Source organism: Microbulbifer aestuariivivens (assembly GCF_039545115.1).
Classification (GTDB): Bacteria; Pseudomonadota; Gammaproteobacteria; order Pseudomonadales; family Cellvibrionaceae; genus Microbulbifer; species Microbulbifer aestuariivivens.
Genome location: NZ_BAABRT010000014.1, coordinates 16,195 through 32,571, shown reverse-complemented (window position 1 = coordinate 32,571; position 16,377 = coordinate 16,195). Strand labels below are relative to the sequence as shown.

Here is a 16,377-nt window from a genome sequence, read left to right as displayed (position 1 = left end):
GGGGCCGCACAGGCGGCTCTGGAGCCATTGGCGGCGGGCAACCCCGGCGGATTCGGTGCGGCGGTAATAACGATTCTCAAGGAATGCCGGACATATGGCCGAGTTAGCCAAAGAAATTTCTCCGATCAACATCGAAGAAGAGCTGAAGCAGTCCTACCTGGATTACGCCATGAGCGTGATCGTCGGCCGGGCCCTGCCCGATGTGAGGGACGGCCTGAAGCCGGTGCACCGGCGTGTGCTCTTCGCCATGAACGAGCTTAAAAACGACTGGAACAAGCCGTATAAGAAGTCGGCTCGTGTGGTCGGCGACGTGATTGGTAAGTACCACCCGCACGGCGACTCCGCCGTGTACGACACCATCGTGCGGATGGCCCAGCCGTTTTCCATGCGTTATACGCTGGTGGATGGTCAGGGTAACTTCGGCTCCATTGACGGCGACAGCCCGGCGGCGATGCGTTATACCGAGATCCGCATGGACAAGCTGGCCCACGAGCTGCTGTCTGATCTCGACAAGGAAACCGTCAACTACATCGACAACTACGACGGCTCTGAGCAGATGCCGGAAGTGTTGCCGTCGCGGGTTCCCAACCTGCTGGTGAACGGCTCCTCCGGTATCGCTGTGGGGATGGCGACCAATATCCCGCCGCACAACATGGGTGAAGTGGTCAACGCCTGCCTGGCGCTGATCGAGAACCCGGATCTGAGCGTCGACGACCTGATGGAGTACGTCCCGGGTCCGGACTTCCCCACCGGAGCCATTATCAATGGCCGTGCCGGTATTCTGATGGCCTACCGCACCGGGCGCGGACGCATTTATGTGCGCGCCAAGGCGGAGGTGGTTCGCGACGACAAGACCAACCGCGAAACCATCATCATCCACGAAATTCCCTACCAGCTGAACAAGGCGCGCCTCATCGAGCGCATCGCCGAGCTGGTGAAAGAGAAGAAAATTGAGGGCATCTCCGAGCTGCGCGACGAGTCCGACAAGGACGGTTTGCGGGTGGTTATCGAGCTCAAGCGCGGCGAGCTGGGTGATGTTGTCCTCAACAACCTCTATTCGCAGACGCAGCTGGAAAGTGTCTTCGGCATCAACATGGTGGCGCTGGTGGATGGCCAGCCCAAGGTGCTGAACCTCAAGCAGTTGCTGGAATATTTCATTCGCCATCGCCAGGAAGTGGTGACCCGTCGCACCGTCTACCTGCTGCGCAAGGCCCGCGAGCGCGGCCACCTTCTTGAAGGTCTGGCGATAGCCATCTCCAATATCGACCCGGTGATCGAACTGATCAAGTCTTCGGCGACGCCGGCGGATGCCCGTGAAGCCCTACTGGCCAAAGGCTGGGCGGTGGGTGAAGTACAGGAGTTTCTGGAGCGCGCCGGTGCCGACGCCTGTCGCCCGGATGACCTGCCGGCAGAGTTTGGCCTCCGTGATGACGGCGCCTATTACCTGTCGCCGGCCCAGGCCCAGGCCATTCTCGAGCTGCGACTGCATCGCCTCACCGGCATGGAGCATGACAAGCTGCTGGCGGAATACAAGGAGCGCCTGGAGCAGATCGCCGAGTACATGCACATTCTCGGCAGCTTCGAGCGCTTGATGGAGGTGATTCGCGAAGAGCTGGAGGCGCTCACCAAAGAGTTTGGTGACGAGCGCCGTACCGAAATCGTCGCCTCGCGCCAGGACCTGACAGTGGAGGATTTGATCACCCCGGAAGACAAGGTGGTGACCATCTCCCATGGCGGCTATGCGAAGAGCCAGCCGCTGACTGACTACCAGGCCCAGCGCCGCGGTGGCATGGGTAAATCGGCCACCCAGGTGAAGGATGAGGATTTCGTCGAACACCTGCTGATCGCCAATTCCCACGACACGATTCTGTGCTTTTCCAACAAGGGCAAGGTGTACTGGCTCAAAGTCTATGAGGTGCCCACCGCAGGTCGCGCTTCCCGTGGACGTCCCATGGTCAACATGCTGCCGCTGGAAGAGGATGAGCGCATCAGCAGTATGCTGCCGGTATCCGAGTACGATGAGGACCACTTTATTTTCTTTGCCACCGCCAATGGCACGGTGAAGAAGACCCCGCTGACGGCCTTCTCGCGGCCGCGCAGTGTCGGCCTGCGTGCGATCGAGCTCGAAGAGGGCGACCGCCTGGTGGCCACGGCCATTACCGATGGCCAGCGCGACGTGGTGCTGTTCACCAGTGGTGGCAAGGCCGCGCGTTTCGCCGAGGCCAATGTGCGCTCCATGGGACGTGTTTCCCGCGGTGTGCGCGGTATTCGCATGCCGGAAGATAAATCTGTGATCGCCATGGTCATTCCGGAAGAGGGCGGTGCGGTGATGATCGTGACCGAAAACGGCTATGGCAAACGCACGCGCCTTGAGGACTTCCCGACTAAAGGGCGGGGTAACCAGGGCGTGATCGCTATCGCCGAAAGCGAGCGCAACGGCGAGCTGGTTGGCGCCTGTCAGGTGCACCCGGGTGAGGAGATTATGCTCATCAGCGATCAGGGCACTCTGGTGCGCACCAGGGTCGACGAGGTCTCCGTGCTGGGGCGCAATACCCAGGGCGTTCGCGTTATCCGTCTGAAGGAGGGGGAGAATCTCGTCGGGCTGGCCCGTATCCAGGAGAGCGACGACGAGGACCAGGAAGAGGATAGTGGCGAGTGAACCCGCCATCCCAGCGTCGAGAAAGGCTGCGAAGTTTCGCGGCCTTTTTTGACTCTGCCGCATTAAAAATCCCCGGGTAGTGTGACAGGCCTTTTGTTGGTTGGCCGATTCGGCGTCGTTTTATCTCAACTTGGTTCAATTGGTGCAAAGGCTCGCAAATTGAGCTGCTGCTCCGGACAAGACTTGTAAGTTATGGAAATTATTCATGCGTAAATTTAATTTCTGTGCAGGCCCCGCCGCTCTGCCTGAACCGGTACTGCTGCAGGCGCAACAGGAACTGCTGGACTGGGGTGGGCGCGGTTGCTCGGTGATGGAAGTCAGCCATCGCTCTGCGGAATTTACCGAGGTTGCGGAGCGCGCTGAGCAGGATCTTCGCGATCTGCTGATGGTTCCGGACAACTACAGGGTTCTTTTTGTTCAGGGCGGTGCCACGGGCCAGTTCAGCGCCATTCCCTGGAACCTGTTTGGCGGTGAGGTTCAGAGTGCTGACTATATCCATACCGGGCAGTGGGCCGGCAAGGCGATCAAGGAAGCGAGTCGCTACGGCAAGGTCAATATTGTCGCCAGCAGCGAAGACCGCAATTTCTGCTATGCGCCAGCGGCAAACGCCTGGCAGGAGAGCGAAAAGTCGGCTTATTTCCACTACACGCCCAACGAAACCATCGGCGGAGTGGAGTTTAATTATGTGCCGGAGGTGAAGGCGCCCCTCGTGGCTGATATGTCCTCCACCATCCTTTCGCAACCGATCCCCGTCGAGAAGTTCGGCATGATCTATGCCGGTGCCCAGAAAAATATCGGCCCCTCCGGTATTGCCGTGGTTATCGTGCGGGAGGACCTGCTGGAGCGGGCTATGGCGGGAATTCCCCGCAGCCTGAACTGGAAAATCGCCGCGGAAGCGGGCTCCATGGATAATACCCCTCCCACCTTTGCCTGGTATCTCTCCGGGCTGGTGTTCCAGTGGTTGAAGGCTCAGGGCGGTGTCGAGGCGATGTACCAGCTCAGCCTGCAGAAATCGGCCATGCTGTACGATTTTCTTGATCGCAGTGATCTCTTCTCCAGCCCGGTGGATACCGCCAGCCGCTCGCGGATGAACGTGCCCTTTGTGTTGGCGGATGACCGCCTGGATGCGCGTTTTCTCAGTGAGTCCGAGGAGGCCGGGCTTCTCAACCTGCAGGGGCATCGCTCTGTCGGTGGTATGCGCGCGTCCCTTTACAACGCGGTTCCGGTGGAAGCGGTGGAGGCCCTGGTGTCCTTCATGGCGGACTTTGAACGGCGTGTAGCCTGACCCTCACCTTACAATTTTGATCGTTATCCGAGCGGGAGCAATAGGCAGACGATGTCTCAACAACAGCAAAACACTGATCAGCAATTGGCGCAGTTGCGGGATCGCATCGACCAGATCGATGCAGACATCGCCCGCCTGATCAGTCAGCGCGCCGAATGTGCGTTGCAGGTGGCCGAGGTCAAAAAGGCCAATGGCGAGGATGCGCTTTACTATCGTCCGGAGCGCGAGGCGCAGGTACTGCGCCGCGCAATGGAGCGCAACGGCGGGCCGCTGACCGACGAGGAGATGGCGCGACTGTTTCGCGAGATCATGTCTGCCTGTCTGGCGCTTGAAGAGCCGATCAAGGTGGCGTACCTGGGACCGGAAGGCACCTTTACGCAGCAGGCGGCACTAAAGCATTTCGGCAACTCGGCTAAGAGTCGTCCGCTGGCGGCAATTGATGAGGTGTTTCGCGAGGTGGAGGCCGGTGCGGTCAATTACGGCGTGGTGCCGGTGGAAAACTCCACGGAGGGTGTGATCAACCACACCCTGGATAATTTCCTGACCTCCAATCTGCAAATTTGTGGCGAAGTGGAGCTGCGCATTCACCATCACCTGATGATTTCCGACATTACCCGACCGGAGGCGATCACGCGGATTTATTCCCACGCCCAGAGTCTGGCGCAGTGCCGCAAGTGGCTCGACTCCCACTATCCGAATGTGGAGCGGGTGGCGGTGGCCAGTAATGCGGAGGCGGCAAAACGCGTCAAAGGTGAGTGGAACGCCGCCGCGATCGCGGGCGACATGGCGGCAGATTTGTACGGCCTCAAGGTGCTGGCGGAAAAAATTGAGGACCGCCCCGATAATTCCACCCGCTTCCTGATTATCGGTTCCCAGGCCGTACCGCCGAGCGGTGACGACAAGACCTCCCTGATGGTATCCATGCGCAACGAGCCGGGCGCTCTGCACGACCTGCTGGAGCCGTTCCGTCGCCACAGCATCGACCTGACGCGGGTGGAGACGCGACCCTCGCAGTCCGGCAACTGGACCTACGTGTTCTTTATCGATTTCGCCGGTCACCGGGATACGCCCAGTATCGCCGAGGCGCTGAGGGAAGTCGCTGACTGCGCCTCGGATATCAAGGTGCTGGGCTCCTACCCGCGGGGGGTGCTCTGAGTGCCTGAGCCATTGATCGGTCGGCTGGTTGTCGTCGGGCTCGGTTTGATCGGCGGCAGCCTGGCGCTCGCACTGAAAGCGGCCGGCGGCTGCCGGGAAGTCATCGGCGTGGTGCGGCGGGAGAAAACCGCACAGCAGGCTGTTGAACTCGGAGTCTGTGATCGCGCTGTTTCCAGTCTGTCGGAGGTGCTGGGCGAGTTGCAGTCTGGCGATGTCATTTTCGTCGCGGTACCGACGCTGGCAGTCGAGGCGATTTTTTCCGAGCTGAAAGACTGCCTGCCCACCGGTGTGACGGTGACCGACGGCGCCAGCGTCAAAGGCAGCGTGGTGCGGGCGGCCGCAGCAGTCTGGGGGCGGGTGCCGGACTTTCTGGTGCCGGGCCATCCGATTGCCGGCTCGGAAAAGAGCGGTGTGACTGCCGCGCGCGGGGATCTCTACCGCGATCACCGCATTATTCTTACCCCGTTGCCCGATACGGCGGCAGCGCACCTGCAGAGAGTCCGGGCCATGTGGCAGGCCACGGGTGCGGAGGTGCTGGATATGCCTGTGGCCGAGCACGATGAAGTGCTGGCGGCGACCAGCCACCTGCCGCACATCATCGCCTATGGTCTGGTGGATACACTGGCGCACGACTCGGAAAACGAAAATATCTTTCGCTACGCCGCCGGCGGCTTCCGCGACTTCACCCGTATTGCCTCCAGCGATCCGGTGATGTGGCGGGATATTATGCTGGCGAACCGCGCGGCAATCCTCGAGGCCGTCGACCTCTACCGCGGCAATCTCGACACCCTGCGCGGCGCCATTGACCGCGGTGACAGCGATTACCTTATGGGTGTCTTTACCCGCGCGAAGGCAGCGCGGGATCACTTTACAAAAATGTTGGCAAAAAAAGCGTACACGGAAACCATGCAAGCTCAGGAAGTTACTTTTACCGCGCAGCCTGGTGGCGCCGTCAGCGGCACGCTGCGGGTCCCCGGCGACAAGTCCATGTCCCACCGTTCGATCATGCTCGGCTCCCTTGCCGAGGGGGTCACCGAGGTTGAGGGTTTTTTGGAGGGCGAAGATGCTCTCGCCACGCTGCAGGCATTTCGCGATATGGGTGTGGTCATCGAGGGCCCGGTAAATGGCCGCGTGGTGATTCACGGTGTGGGGCTGCACGGCCTGCAAGCGCCGCCCGGGCCTCTGTATGTGGGTAACTCCGGCACCTCGATGCGGCTGCTGGCCGGACTGCTGGCGGGGCAGGGTTTCGATGTGACCCTGACTGGCGATGAATCGCTGTCAAAGCGGCCAATGAATCGGGTTGCGACCCCCTTGCGTCAGATGGGCGCTGTGATCGAGACAGGCCCGGAGGGGCGTCCGCCGCTGTTGATCAAGGGCGGTCATCGTTTAAGTGGCATCGATTATGTGTTGCCCATGGCCAGTGCCCAGGTGAAGTCCTGTGTGCTGCTGGCGGGACTCTACGCTGAGGGTGAGACCAGTACGCTGGAGCCGGCGCCAACCCGGGATCATACCGAACGGATGCTGTGTGGATTCGGCTACCAGGTGGTGCGCGATGGTGCCCGTGCGAGCCTGTGCAGTGGTGGCACACTGACGGCTACCAAGATTGATGTGCCTGCGGATATCTCCTCCGCCACCTTCTTTATGGTTGCCGCCGCGATCGCTCCCGGTTCCGATGTGTTGCTGGAGCACGTGGGCATCAACCCCACCCGCGACGGCGCCATTAATATCCTGCGGCAGATGGGCGCGGACATCACCCTGAGCAACCGCCGCGAAGTTGGTGGCGAGCCGGTGGCTGACATTCGGGTGCGCTACGCTCCGTTGAAGGGTATTCAGATACCGGAGGATCAGGTGCCCCTGGCGATTGACGAATTCCCGGCCATTTTCGTCGCGGCTGCCTGCGCCGAGGGACAGACGGTGCTCACTGGCGCGGAAGAGTTGCGCGTCAAGGAGAGTGACCGGATCCAGGCGATGGCGGATGGCCTGAAAATTCTGGGGGTCAGTGCCGAGCCCACGGAGGACGGCATCGTGATTCAGGGGCACACCGAAGGTGCGGTCTTTGGTGGCGGCACTGTCGATAGCCTCGGTGATCATCGCATCGCCATGTCCTTCGCGGTGGCATCTTTGCGGGCTGGCGATACCATTCGCATCCTGAACTGCGCCAATGTGGCGACTTCCTTTCCCAATTTTGCCGAACTGGCGACGCGGGCCGGGCTGAAGTTGCAGGTTGGCTGAGAGGGCGCAGAAGTGCAGGCGGGCGCTGCGAAACCGCTTCGCGCCGGCTGCCAAGGCGGATTGGAGATAGGCGAAGGTTCTGACTATGAGTGAAACGAGCAACCTGCCACCGGTGATTGCCATCGATGGTCCCAGTGGTTCCGGCAAGGGCACCATCGCCCGCCTGCTGGCGGACCGGCTGAACTATGCCCTGCTGGATTCCGGCGCCCTGTACCGGCTGACAGCGCTGGCGGCGCTGGAGCAGGGGGCGGATTTGACCGATGAAGCAACCCTCACAGAGATTGCCGCCAACCTCGATATCCGTTTTGAGCTTCGCGCCGGCGAGGTCGCGGCGATTCTGGCTGGACGCGATGTGAGCCACGATATTCGCATGGAGCGGGTCAGCATGGCGGCTTCCAAGGTTGCCGCCATGCCCGGTGTGCGGGCGGCGCTGCTGCAGCGGCAGCGGGACTTCCGCCAGAGCCCGGGGCTGGTGGCCGATGGTCGCGACATGGGCACCACGGTATTCCCCGACGCCCCGGTCAAGGTCTTCCTGACCGCCAGTGCGGAAGAGCGTGCCCGTCGCCGCGAGGCGCAGTTGCGGGAGAAGGGGGTTTCTGTTAGCCTCCGCGACCTGCTGGAGGACATCCGCGCCCGGGACGCCCGGGACATGAATCGCGAAACCTCCCCGCTGGCGCCCGCTGAAGATGCGGTTGAGCTGGACAGTACCGGGGTGGGCATCGATGAGGTTCTGCACTCCGTATTACAGCTGGTGCGTGAGCGCATCAGAGGCGCCAGATAGATGTAGAGATTGGCGCAACAGCAACAGATTTCTAACGACAGCGGCCGGGATCAGCCAGAATTGCCCGGCCGCTGTCGTAATCCGACCCGCGTACTGGCAGCGCGGTAGGGCCCCGGCTGGCGGTTGACTACACTTCGACGTCACCACCGGCTTGGGTCCATGCAAATAGGTAATGTAATGAGCGAGAGCTTTGCTGAATTATTTGAAGAGAGCCTGAAAAGCGTAGAGATGGCCCCCGGTTCCATCGTGACCGGTGTGGTAATCGACGTGGATAAAGACTGGGTGACCGTTCACGCGGGCCTGAAGTCTGAAGGCGTTATCCCCGCTTCCCAGTTCCTGGATGAAAACGGGGAAGTAAACCTGCAAGTGGGTGACGAAGTGCAGGTAGCCCTGGAAGCCGTCGAAGACGGTTTCGGTGAAACCCGTCTGTCCCGCGAGAAGGCCAAGCGCGCTGAATCCTGGAAGATTCTGGACGCTGCCCACGCCGCTGACGAAGTGGTCAAGGGTGTTATCAGCGGTAAGGTTAAGGGTGGCTTCACTGTCGACGTCGCCAACATCCGCGCGTTCCTGCCGGGCTCCCTGGTTGACGTTCGTCCGGTTCGCGATACCGCGCACCTGGAAGGCAAAGAGCTCGAGTTCAAGGTCATCAAGCTGGACGCCAAGCGCAACAACGTTGTGGTATCCCGTCGCGCCGTGATGGAAGCTGCCAACAGCGAAGAGCGCGAAGCTCTGCTGGCCAGCCTGCAGGAAGGTATGGCGATCAAGGGTATCGTCAAGAATCTGACCGACTACGGTGCATTCGTGGATCTGGGCGGCATCGACGGCCTGCTGCACATCACCGATATGGCCTGGAAGCGCATCAAGCATCCGAGCGAAATCGTGAATGTTGGCGATGAAATCGACGTTAAAGTCCTGAAGTTCGATCGCGAGCGCAGCCGTGTATCCCTGGGTCTGAAGCAGCTGGGCGAAGATCCGTGGGTCTCCATCAAGCAGCGCTACCCCGAGAACAGCCGCGTCAAGGCAACCATCACCAACCTGACCGACTACGGCTGTTTCGCCGAGCTGGAAGAGGGTGTGGAAGGCCTGGTGCACGTGTCCGAAATGGACTGGACCAACAAGAACATCCACCCGTCCAAAGTCGTGTCTGTTGGCGACGAGGTCGAGGTAATGATTCTGGATATCGACGAAGAGCGTCGTCGTATCTCCCTGGGTATCAAGCAGTGCCAGGAAAATCCGTGGGATGCCTTCGCACGTAAGTACGCCAAGGGCGACAAGATCTCCGGTAAGATCAAGTCCATCACCGACTTTGGTATCTTTATCGGTCTCGACGGCAGCATCGATGGTCTGGTGCACCTGTCCGACATCTCCTGGAATGAAGCCGGCGAAGAAGCCGTGCGCAAATTCAAGAAGGGCGACGAGATTGAGACAGTTATCCTCGGTATCGACTCCGACCGCGAGCGTATCTCCCTGGGTATCAAGCAGCTGGAATCCGATCCGTTCACTGACTATGTGGCCACCAATGACCGCGGCACTATCGTAACCGGTACTGTCAAGGAAGTTGACGCCAAGCAGGCAGTCATCACCCTGGCGGATGAAGTGGAGGGTGTACTGCGCGCTTCCGAAATCAGCCGTGACAAGGTTGAAGATGCCCGCAATGTTCTGAAAGAAGGCGAAGAGGTAGAGACCAAGATCACCAGCGTGGATCGCAAGAACCGCGTGATCAGCCTCTCCATCAAAGCCAAGGATCAGGACGACGAGAAGCAGGCTATCAAGGATCACAGTAAGAAGCAGTCTGAACAGGTTCAGCCGGCTACTATCGGTGACCTGATCAAGGCCCAGATGAACAACAAGGACTGATAGTCTCTTGTTGTTAGATGCCCCGGGTTGATTGCCTGGGGCAACTTGAAAGCCGGACTGGGGTTGCCCAGTCCGGCTTTCTATTAGATGATTGCCGCTCTACTGCAGAATAATCAATGACTTACATAAGGTTGCAGGGCGCATGACCAAGTCCGAACTGATCGAAAGGATCGCGTTGAGGCTCGATCAGCTGCCAGTGAGGGATGTGGAGCTGGCGGTCAAAGTGATGTTGGATTCCATGTCGGATGCTCTCTCCGAGGGGGAGCGTATCGAGATCCGCGGCTTTGGCAGTTTTTCCCTGCACTACCGGGCTCCGCGCACCGGCCGCAATCCCAAAACCGGGGATGCCGTGCAGCTAGCGGGCAAATTTGTGCCGCACTTCAAGCCGGGAAAAGAGTTGCGTGACCGGGTAAACCGGAGCATGCAAGACGAGACGGTAACAGAAGCGTGAAGCGGGGGCCCATTGGCCTGCGTGGCCGCCGGCCCGCTATCGGTTCTGGTCGGTCTACAGTTCTAAGAGAATCACTCCTTCCTGCAGGTGGAGGTTGACCTTGTCTTTCTTACGTTGGTTGTTGCGCCTCATTTATGGTGTGTTGGCCCTTCTCTGCATCGCCATCGGCGTCTATTTTGCGGTTGATAACCCGCAACTCATCACGCCCAGCTTGATCGGCCGCGCCTTGCCTGAGGGCAGCGTCGGTTTCTGGCTGATAGGCGCACTCCTTGCAGGCGTTCTGCTCGGTTTCATCGTCAGCCTGCTGCCGCTCTATGGCGAGCGCCGGCGGGCTCACAGGCTCGAAAAAAAGCTGGATCGGACTGAACAGGAGCTCTACACGGTGCGTCGCAAGGTCTCCGGAGACTAACTTGGCCGATCTGACTTTCTTCTTCTTCCTGCTTGCCGCAATAGCCATAGGCTGGCTCCTCGGCCGCAGGAGCGTAAAGAAAAAGAGGCGTGATACCAGCGAGCAGCAGCAGTCGCTGGCCAATTCTTATGCCCAGGGGCTGAATTACCTTCTCCATGACAGTCATGGCGATGCCATCGACAAGTTTATCGATTCACTCGAAGTTACTAGCGCCACTTTTGATACACATTTGGCGCTGGGTAATCTGTTGCGCAAGCGCGGGGAGCACGATCAGGCCATTCGTGTACACCAGAATCTGCTCGCGCGACCCAGTCTCGCCGTGGCCAGCCAGCAAAAGGCACAGTTGGAGCTGGCCCGGGATTACATTGCTGCAGGCTGGCTGGACCGGGCTGAAAGACTGCTGCAGGAGCTGGTTGAGGCTTCATCGGAATTGCGCAATACCAGCCTGGAGCATCTGGTTGAGGTGTACCGGGATGAAAGGGAGTGGTCCAAGGCTATTCATGCCGTAAATCTTCTACACGGGCGCCGTTTCAAGCGCTTGCCCTCGGAATGGGCGCCGGTACAGGCACACTTTTGTTGCGAGCTGGCCGAGGAGTCTATCGCCGGCAGGGATTACCTCAGTGCGCGCAAGCATATTGACTCAGCCCTGGGCTATGACCGCACTTCAGCGCGTGCAAATCTGTTATGGGCCCGGCTCGAGTATCAGCTAGGTCGGCCCAAAGAGGCTATAAGAGCTCTGCAGAGAATTCCTCGGCAAAATCCCGACTATACCCCGGAGATCCTCCCTCTCCTGATGACCTGTTACGAGGCGGTAGGTGATGAGACGGGTTTGGATACCTATCTGGAGTCCCTACTCCGCGAGCACCCATTTAATAGTGTGCTGATCGCTCTTACCGAGCGTATCCAGCTGCAGCGCAGTGACGTGGAGGCGGCAGCTTTCATGGGTAAATATTTGGCCCTGCGCCCGTCGCTTCGTGGGCTGGGCTATTTTCTCAATCTCCATCTCGACAGTACTCAGGGAAGGGCCCGGGAGAATCTCGCGTTGCTGAAGACACTGGTTGACCAGTTGATTGCCGCGCGCCCGCATTACCGTTGCGGTAACTGTGGTTTCTCCGGTAACCAGCTTCACTGGTTGTGTCCCAGTTGTAAGAGCTGGGACACCGTTCGTTCGGTCAAAGGCATAGAGGGCGAGTAGGAGCGTTTGCTGCTGCCTTTTTCGTTTCCCGAGCCGCTTTACTCCACTGCATATATTTCACAGCATACAGAGGGAACCCCTTGCAAGATAAAGTCTCATCACCGGTCATTGTTGCATTGGATTACGACAGCGCTGAGGCCGCTCTGGCGATGGCAGACAGGCTCGATCCATCACTCTGTCGCGTCAAAGTTGGCAAGGAGCTGTTCACAATCGCTGGGCCGAATGTGGTGCGGCAGCTGGTTGCCAGAGGATTTGAGGTTTTCCTCGATCTCAAATTTCACGATATTCCCAATACCGTTGCCGCCGCAGTGCGGGCCGCTGCAGAACTGGGTGTCTGGATGGTGAATGTGCATGCCAGTGGCGGTGCGCGGATGATGAAGGCGGCGGTCGAGGCTCTGGCGCCCTACGGTGAAACTAGGCCGCTGTTAATCGGCGTGACGATCCTGACCAGCACTGCGCCGGAAGAACTGCTTGAAACCGGTGTAACCCGTTCACTGCAGGAGCAGGTATTGGCGCTGGCATCGCTGGCGAAGAGCTGCGGCTTGGATGGGGTGGTGTGCTCAGCACAGGAGGCGGCAGCCCTCCGTCACGAGTGTGGCGAAGATTTTGCACTGGTGACCCCGGGGATCCGCCCCTCCGGTTCTGCAGCGGATGACCAGCGCCGGATCGTGACTCCGGCCCAGGCACTGGAGCTGGGTTCTTCCTATCTGGTTGTCGGGCGCCCCATAACAGCCGCGCAGGATCCCGCGTTGGCCCTGAAAAAAATCCTCGCGGAGATTGGGCGCTGAGCTGAAATGGAATGTAATGACGTGTAATCGATAGTCACCCCTGGTGGGAGGTCAACCTGATAAAGTGGTTCCGCTTGGGGAAGTAAAAGCAGTCCCGAGTGAAAATAACGCACCGAAACGTTAGTGGGAGCAAGCTTATGAAGACTATTCGTTTACCTCTTATCGCCATCATCGCCGCACTCTTTCTCGTCCTGAGCGCCGCCGGGGCTTCGGCTGAGGATGTGTCAGTAAAAGATGTGCAGATATCCACTGTCACCGTTAATGTCAACAGCGCCTCCGCGGAAGAGTTGGCAGAAAAACTGGTGGGTATTGGCGCCGTGCGAGCCAAGGAAATTGTCGAGTATCGGCAGGAGTTCGGCCCTTTTACTTCAATTGAGCAGCTGCTTGAAGTGAAGGGTGTGGGCACGGCGACACTTGATAAGAATCGTGCACGTATCCAGCTTTAGGTTGAAAGAGGTTGTGGTCAATTACGATTAAGCCACAGTTTTCAGTCATAAGGCCAGCCTGATTTTGAGCTGGCCTTTTTATCGGCGGCGAGGGCCTGGCTCAAAAGCTAGCCACCATCTTTTCCTCACATAGGTTCAATTTCCCCGCTCTCAACATCCTCTGCTTGGTCAAGCCGTCCTCGGTGGTACGGCATGCCAATTCACCGTCCGTGCCGGATAAGTGAAGCCTATGCCTTCGTTGGAACTGCATGCTTTGAGATGGCAATAAAGGCTTTGATCCTGAAATCTTTCGTTATAGCGTTACAGGGCGGTTTCAGATTCCAGCTATATTCGTTAGTTTTAGGAATTTAGACTTCTTTGCTAATAACTCACACCATCTGCGTGAATTAAGGGCAGCATAATCCACGCGCCATAATCTCACTTCCTCGCACTTGCTGGCACGTGAGCTACTATATTCAACAAGCTAGTCACAGATGGCTCGTTCTTTAATTCCAGCCGCTTTCCTTTAGGGGGGGCGGTTTTGGCGCGGGAATGATTTACAAGGTTAGCCATGTTTTCTGGTGATACTGCATTTAAAGAGGAAACAATATTTCGCCTTGACCTTGGGGTTTTCGTTGCCAGTACCTAGGCGCAAAAACGAGAATGGCGGTTGAGTGGTATAGCGCGACATTTGGTTTTTAGATTGACTGTGTCAGCCTGCTATGCCGAAAGTTGACGAACCGTCGGTTAAGTTGAGAGCGCTGTGATTTAGGGGTAGAAGAGAATTATCAAAATGAAACATTTCCGTCTCAGAAGTTGTTTGGTTAGACCGCATGAGATTGCTCAGGTTGATTTTCGTTTTTCGCTCAATTTTCTCGATCTATGGATTAGAGGTTGAGAGTTAGAGTTCATGGTTTCTGTGGCGGGTTGGTTAACCGTAGCTTTGTCAGCAGAAAGCCCTGTGTTTTTTGTACAGATAAATGGAGTCCATTGCCTAGCGGAGTGAAATTTATTATCCAAACGGATCAGCTTGAGCAGAAATCTAAAAGTTATTGCTCAAAGGAGATCCGCTTGTGAAATCCGGTTTTATGGGGGGGGAAGTTTAAGCCTCTCTGGATACGTTATCTTTTAGTGAAAATTTCACCAGATTAGTTGGAGTTTTTGCAGTTATTTCAAGCTGATGGGCTGCAGTTCCCAGTTGACGTTTTTTCTTTAGAGCGTTGGCCGGTGCCCTATTTTGACGATCCACCTCAATGAGGGGGTAGCATTCAAATGGCGCGATGGGTGGTTTTTGGGGGGACGGGATATATTGGTTCAGCCTTATGTTCACAGCTTGTCTCCGAGAGAGAAGCTGTGGTTTCGGTATCCCGTGCAGTCAGTGGTCCAAATGGTTGCGAACACCGCACTATCAATATGGCAACGGATACCGACCTCGAAAGCTTGTTCCAGGCTGGGGATAAGGTGGTTTACGCCGCCGGGCTTGCCAGCCGAAAAGCCTGTGAGTTTTCGCCGCAGTTGGCCCAATTTCTCAATTGCGACTCTCCTTTGCTGCTATTGCGCGCAGCGGATGCTGCGAGGGTGGACTCTTTTACATACCTTTCGAGCGTGAAAGCGCGAACCCCACCCACCGGTATTGTTGCCTGTGAGGGTACAGGTCAGCCTGCCGTTGACACCTATGGTCGCAGCAAATGGCTTGCAGAGCAGAAACTTCTTTCTTTCAGTGGGTATTGTCGGGTCAATGTTATTCGGCCGGCCACAGTCTATGGCTGCAATGTAAATAAAGAACCCGTTTGTGGTCTCAACAGAAAGTTGCAGCCGCTGCTAAGATTTTTGGGGCTTAGTCGTGTGGTTTTACCTGCCAGTGGAAGGCGGGCAATGGTACATATCGGGGATCTGGTAGCGGCTATTTTGGCGGTGTCTGGCGAGGCTAGTTGCGATCGCCAGGTCTATATCGCTGCAGAGCCTTATTTCTACGATGTGGCAGCTATTGCTTCTGTCCTCAGTGGGCGCCAAGTTCGCTCAAGCCATCTGTTAACTCGTTGCTTACTTTCACCGCTACGCCCGCTAGGGCGGATGCCGATAATTCGACGTATCCTTGAAATAGAGAGCTGCGAGCTTTATAGCGCGGCGCGTCTTCGTGGAGCCGTTAACTGGAAGCCGCGTACGCGGTATCTAGATTATTTACGGGCCAGTGCGTGACAGATATTGATGCGTCAGTTTTGGTTGCTTGGGGGCTCTCTGTTGTATTAGCAGTGGCTGTGAGTGGTGGAGTGCTGTTTTTGTTGCTTTCCAGCCTGTTTGAGTTTGCACTGGATGTTCCCAATCAGCGGTCACTCCACACGGTACCAGTACCACGCACGGGTGGCTGGGCTGTAATTGTCGGTGCAGTGTCTGCTCTGGCTGCGAGTCCGGCGTCCTTCGCCCCACTTGTAGTGACGGCATTTTTATTGCTGGTTGTGGTTTCTGCTCTGGATGATATTCGTAACCTTTCAGTGTGTATCCGACTTGTTGTGCATATCGGGGTTGTATCCCTGCTGCTTGCGGCACTCCCGAGATCCTTAAGCTGGTGGTGGTATCCGCTATTGCTGGTTGGGGGTGTGTGGGTGATTAATCTTTATAACTTCATGGATGGTATGGATGGATTCGCCGGCAGCATGGCCTTTTTTGGATTGACTATACTTGGGCTGGTGAGTGCCTGGAGGGGGCATATCGAGTTGGCTGGCATCTGCGCGGTATTGGTCGTCTGTGTATTGGTGTTCTTGCGATTTAACTGGCCGCCCGCTCGCATTTTTCTTGGGGATGTCGGGTCAACCACTCTGGGCTTCACGGTGTTTTCTGTTGGTTTGTTTGGCTGGCAGCAGGGTGCATTTGGTGTAGTGCTGCCACTCATCATATTTGCGCCGTTCTGGTCTGATGCAACCGCAACTCTGTTGAGGCGAATGCTGCAGGGGAAGCGTTGGTGGGAGGGGCATCGGGAGCACTGGTACCAGCGAGGGGCACTGCGTTTTGGTGTGCGGCGCACGCTGTTATCGGAAATCATCGTTATGACGCTAGCTTCGACTTTGGGGCTGGCGCTTGTGGCGGCGGGGCTGGCCTGAATAGGCCTTGCCGGATATGGACTCCGTTGTACAGGGGTGGAG

At 57.7% G+C, this 16,377-nt stretch carries 13 protein-coding genes; all 13 read left to right on the top strand.

The genetic code is table 11. From position 1 onward, the window contains the following. Positions 1-94: 94 nt before the first annotated feature. The gene (gene gyrA / locus ABEA58_RS09630; RefSeq protein ID WP_345550996.1) at positions 95-2,659 is read left to right on the top strand and encodes a DNA gyrase subunit A; all 2,565 of its coding nucleotides are present in this window, start codon (positions 95-97) and stop codon (positions 2,657-2,659) included. A gap of 205 nt (positions 2,660-2,864) precedes the next feature. Then, positions 2,865-3,944 carry a 3-phosphoserine/phosphohydroxythreonine transaminase gene (gene serC / locus ABEA58_RS09625; RefSeq protein WP_345550995.1) on the top strand — a complete coding sequence of 360 codons (1,080 nt, stop codon included), beginning with the start codon at positions 2,865-2,867 and terminating at the stop codon, positions 3,942-3,944. Positions 3,945-3,995: 51 nt separating this feature from the next. Then, positions 3,996-5,099, top strand: coding sequence for a prephenate dehydratase (gene pheA, locus ABEA58_RS09620; protein WP_345550994.1), 1,104 nt, complete (start codon positions 3,996-3,998; stop codon positions 5,097-5,099). Next, on the top strand, positions 5,100-7,331 hold the full coding sequence (locus ABEA58_RS09615; protein ID WP_345550992.1) for a bifunctional prephenate dehydrogenase/3-phosphoshikimate 1-carboxyvinyltransferase: 2,232 nt from the start codon (positions 5,100-5,102) through the stop codon (positions 7,329-7,331). An 85-nt stretch (positions 7,332-7,416) separates the two neighbouring features. Beyond that, a complete protein-coding gene (gene cmk, locus ABEA58_RS09610) occupies positions 7,417-8,112 on the top strand; it encodes a (d)CMP kinase (RefSeq protein ID WP_345550990.1) in 696 nt (231 codons plus the stop codon). A 177-nt stretch (positions 8,113-8,289) separates the two neighbouring features. After that, positions 8,290-9,969 carry a 30S ribosomal protein S1 gene (gene rpsA / locus ABEA58_RS09605; protein ID WP_345550989.1) on the top strand — a complete coding sequence of 560 codons (1,680 nt, stop codon included), beginning with the start codon at positions 8,290-8,292 and terminating at the stop codon, positions 9,967-9,969. A 142-nt stretch (positions 9,970-10,111) separates the two neighbouring features. Further along, entirely contained in the window at positions 10,112-10,420 is a 309-nt protein-coding gene (ihfB, locus tag ABEA58_RS09600) for an integration host factor subunit beta (RefSeq protein WP_345550987.1), read from the top strand. A gap of 100 nt (positions 10,421-10,520) precedes the next feature. Then, complete coding sequence (locus tag ABEA58_RS09595) at positions 10,521-10,829, top strand: LapA family protein (RefSeq protein WP_345550985.1); 309 nt, start codon at positions 10,521-10,523, stop codon at positions 10,827-10,829. 1 nt (position 10,830) lies between these two features. Continuing rightward, positions 10,831-12,024: a lipopolysaccharide assembly protein LapB gene (gene lapB / locus ABEA58_RS09590; RefSeq protein WP_345550983.1), complete on the top strand. Its 1,194-nt coding sequence runs from the start codon at positions 10,831-10,833 to the stop codon at positions 12,022-12,024. Positions 12,025-12,104: 80 nt separating this feature from the next. Continuing rightward, complete coding sequence (gene pyrF, locus ABEA58_RS09585; protein WP_345550981.1) at positions 12,105-12,812, top strand: orotidine-5'-phosphate decarboxylase; 708 nt, start codon at positions 12,105-12,107, stop codon at positions 12,810-12,812. 137 nt (positions 12,813-12,949) lie between these two features. Beyond that, positions 12,950-13,258 carry a ComEA family DNA-binding protein gene (locus tag ABEA58_RS09580; RefSeq protein WP_345550980.1) on the top strand — a complete coding sequence of 103 codons (309 nt, stop codon included), beginning with the start codon at positions 12,950-12,952 and terminating at the stop codon, positions 13,256-13,258. Between the two features lie 1,251 nt (positions 13,259-14,509). Continuing rightward, on the top strand, positions 14,510-15,436 hold the full coding sequence (locus ABEA58_RS09575) for an NAD-dependent epimerase/dehydratase family protein (protein ID WP_345550978.1): 927 nt from the start codon (positions 14,510-14,512) through the stop codon (positions 15,434-15,436). Continuing rightward, complete coding sequence (locus tag ABEA58_RS09570; protein ID WP_345550976.1) at positions 15,433-16,335, top strand: MraY family glycosyltransferase; 903 nt, start codon at positions 15,433-15,435, stop codon at positions 16,333-16,335. The genes ABEA58_RS09575 and ABEA58_RS09570 overlap by 4 nt, the downstream gene beginning before the upstream one ends. Positions 16,336-16,377 lie beyond the last annotated feature (42 nt).